Source organism: Polaromonas sp., from assembly GCF_018780625.1.
Taxonomy (GTDB): Bacteria; Pseudomonadota; Gammaproteobacteria; order Burkholderiales; family Burkholderiaceae_C; genus Polaromonas.
Genome location: NZ_JADMJK010000136.1, coordinates 1 through 2173 on the forward strand (window position 1 = coordinate 1; position 2173 = coordinate 2173).

At 65.5% G+C, this 2173-nt stretch carries 2 protein-coding genes and 1 pseudogene; all 3 read right to left on the reverse strand.

Translation table 11 applies throughout. From position 1 onward, the window contains the following. Window positions 1-138 precede the first annotated feature (138 nt). Window positions 139-1110: a tripartite tricarboxylate transporter substrate binding protein gene (locus IV091_RS12085; RefSeq protein ID WP_293469010.1), complete on the reverse strand. Its 972-nt coding sequence runs from the start codon at window positions 1108-1110 to the stop codon at window positions 139-141. Between the two features lie 62 nt (window positions 1111-1172). Further along, the gene (locus tag IV091_RS12090; protein WP_293469008.1) at window positions 1173-1994 is read right to left on the reverse strand and encodes a 3-keto-5-aminohexanoate cleavage protein; all 822 of its coding nucleotides are present in this window, start codon (window positions 1992-1994) and stop codon (window positions 1173-1175) included. After that, window positions 1991-2173: pseudogene (locus IV091_RS12095) on the reverse strand (3-hydroxyacyl-CoA dehydrogenase); the annotation flags it as partial. The pseudogene IV091_RS12095 and the gene IV091_RS12090, both read right to left, overlap by 4 nt.

A 2173-nucleotide genomic window follows, 5' to 3' on the forward strand; every position in this document is an offset into this window, starting at 1 on the left:
GGGGGAAGGTGCCATGCGGACGCGGGGGGCGTGGGTAGCCTGAGTAGCTACCTATAAAATTAATAGCTGATAGCGCTCGTACTTATTGCGTTAATGCTGTTCTGTATGCGTCTGAAAAAAGGGCGCCAGATGGGGCGGTCAGTCCAGGGTGACGCCGGAGTCCTTGACCAGCTTGCCGAGCCGCACCGACTCTTTCTTGATCAATTCCCCGAATTGCGCCGGCGTTCCGCCCACGACCGGTGTGCCCAGCGCTTCCCATTTTTTGCGGAATGCCGGCTCCTGGAAAATGGCGTTGAGCGTGCCGTTGAGTTTTTCAACGATGGCAGGCGGCGTTCCGGCCCGCACTGCAATGCCGTGCCAGCCCGTGAACTCGTAGCCCGGAATGCCGGCCTCCAGCATGGTTGGCACGTCGGGCAGCATGGGGCTGCGCTGGGCCGATGTGACCGCCAGGGGCACCAGCTTGCCGGCCTGGACGTACTGCAGCGAGCTGCCCAGAATGTCGAACATCACGTTGACCTGGCCACCCAGCATGTCGTTGAGCGCCGGTCCGGCGCCGCGGTAGGGGATATGCGCCATCTTGATGTTCTGCTGGCTGTTGAACAGCTCGGCCGCCAGATGCTGCGGCGTGCCGTTGCCTGCCGAGGCAAAGCTCAGGTTGGCGTTCGGTGCCTTGGCCGCCGCCACCAGTTCCTTGACGCTCTTGATGCCCAGCTTGGGGGTTACTTCAAGAATCAGCGGGAAGGACGAGATCTGGATCACGGGTGCCAGGTCGGTCAGCGGATTAAAGGTCATGCTGCGGTACAGCGTGGGGTTGACGGCCATGGGGCCGCTGGCCGCCAGCAGCAGGGTGTAGCCGTCGGCGGGGGCTTGCTTGGCCACTTCGCCGCTGCCCAGGTTGCCGCCCGCGCCGGCCTTGTTTTCAATCACGATGGGAACGCCGAGCCGGGTCTGCAGTCCGACTTGCAGCAAGCGCGCCATCAGGTCGGTGGGTCCACCGGGCGGGTAGGGCACGATGAAGCGGATGGGTTTGCTGGGGTAGGCGTCCTGCGCCAGCACGGGCAGGGCCGCCAGGGTGCCGAGTCCAAGGCCGAGGGTGGCCAGGCTCTTCATGAAGGTGGATCGTTTCAAGGTGTCTCCTTTTTGTGGTCGTGAATCAAACGGTGATCAGGTGATCAGCCGGCACCAAACTGTGCGCGGATCTGCTGGGCGGTGGCGAGCGGACGTCCCAGGCAGGCGGCGGCCTGGGCGGCTTGCCTTACCAGGGCTGCATTGTTGGGGGCGCGCTCGCCATCAAGCAGGCTGAGGTTGTTCTCAAAGCCCACGCGCACATGGCCGCCCATGGCGGCGGCCGCCATGACGCAGGCGTGTTCGGTGGCGCCAAATGCGCAGACCGACCAGGGCTCGTCGCCGGTGTGGGCGTATAAAAACGGCACCAGGTCACGCGGGTCAGAGGTTTGCCCCGCGCTGTAGCGGCCCAGCACAAACAGCACCGACCAGCGGCCATCGGGAATCACGCCTTGTGCGCGCAGTTGCTGCCAGCGCTGCAGGTCTTTCACGTCGTACAAGATGACCTGTGTCATGACGCGCTCGCGCACCAGCCAGGCAAAAAAATCAGCCAGGCCGGCGTCGCCGATGGCGGGCTTGTCAATTTCGCGCAGTCCGACGGAAACGGCCTCGGGGCGCAGGGCACGCACCATGGCAATCTGCGCGGGTGCTTCAAACACGCCCGCGGCCTCGCTGGTCACTTGCAGCACCATGTCGTCGCCCACGGCGGCCCGGACAACGGCCAGCGCGTCGCGGTAACCCGCCACGTCCAGGCTGTGGCGCCCGGCGCTGTCGCGGATGTGCAGGTGCAGCATGGCGGCGCCTGCGTCCAGGCATTGGTGCGCGGTGGCGGCCAGGGTGGCGGGCGTGATGGGCAGGGCCGGATGGTCTGCGGGCTGCTTGTAGGCGCCGTTGGGCGCCACGGTCAGGATCAGGGGAAGGGTGCTCATGGTGCGGTGGTGGTGAAAGTGTTGTCGTTCAGGTCGTCCGTGTCAATCGGCGGAAGTTCGTCGGCCAGCAGGGCCAGCCCTTGCTGCAGCAACCGGTTGTAGCGCGCCTGCTCGGCCTGGCGCTGATCCTCGGGCCAGTCGTAAAAGCCGGCGCCGGTCTTCATGCCCAGCCGGCCCGC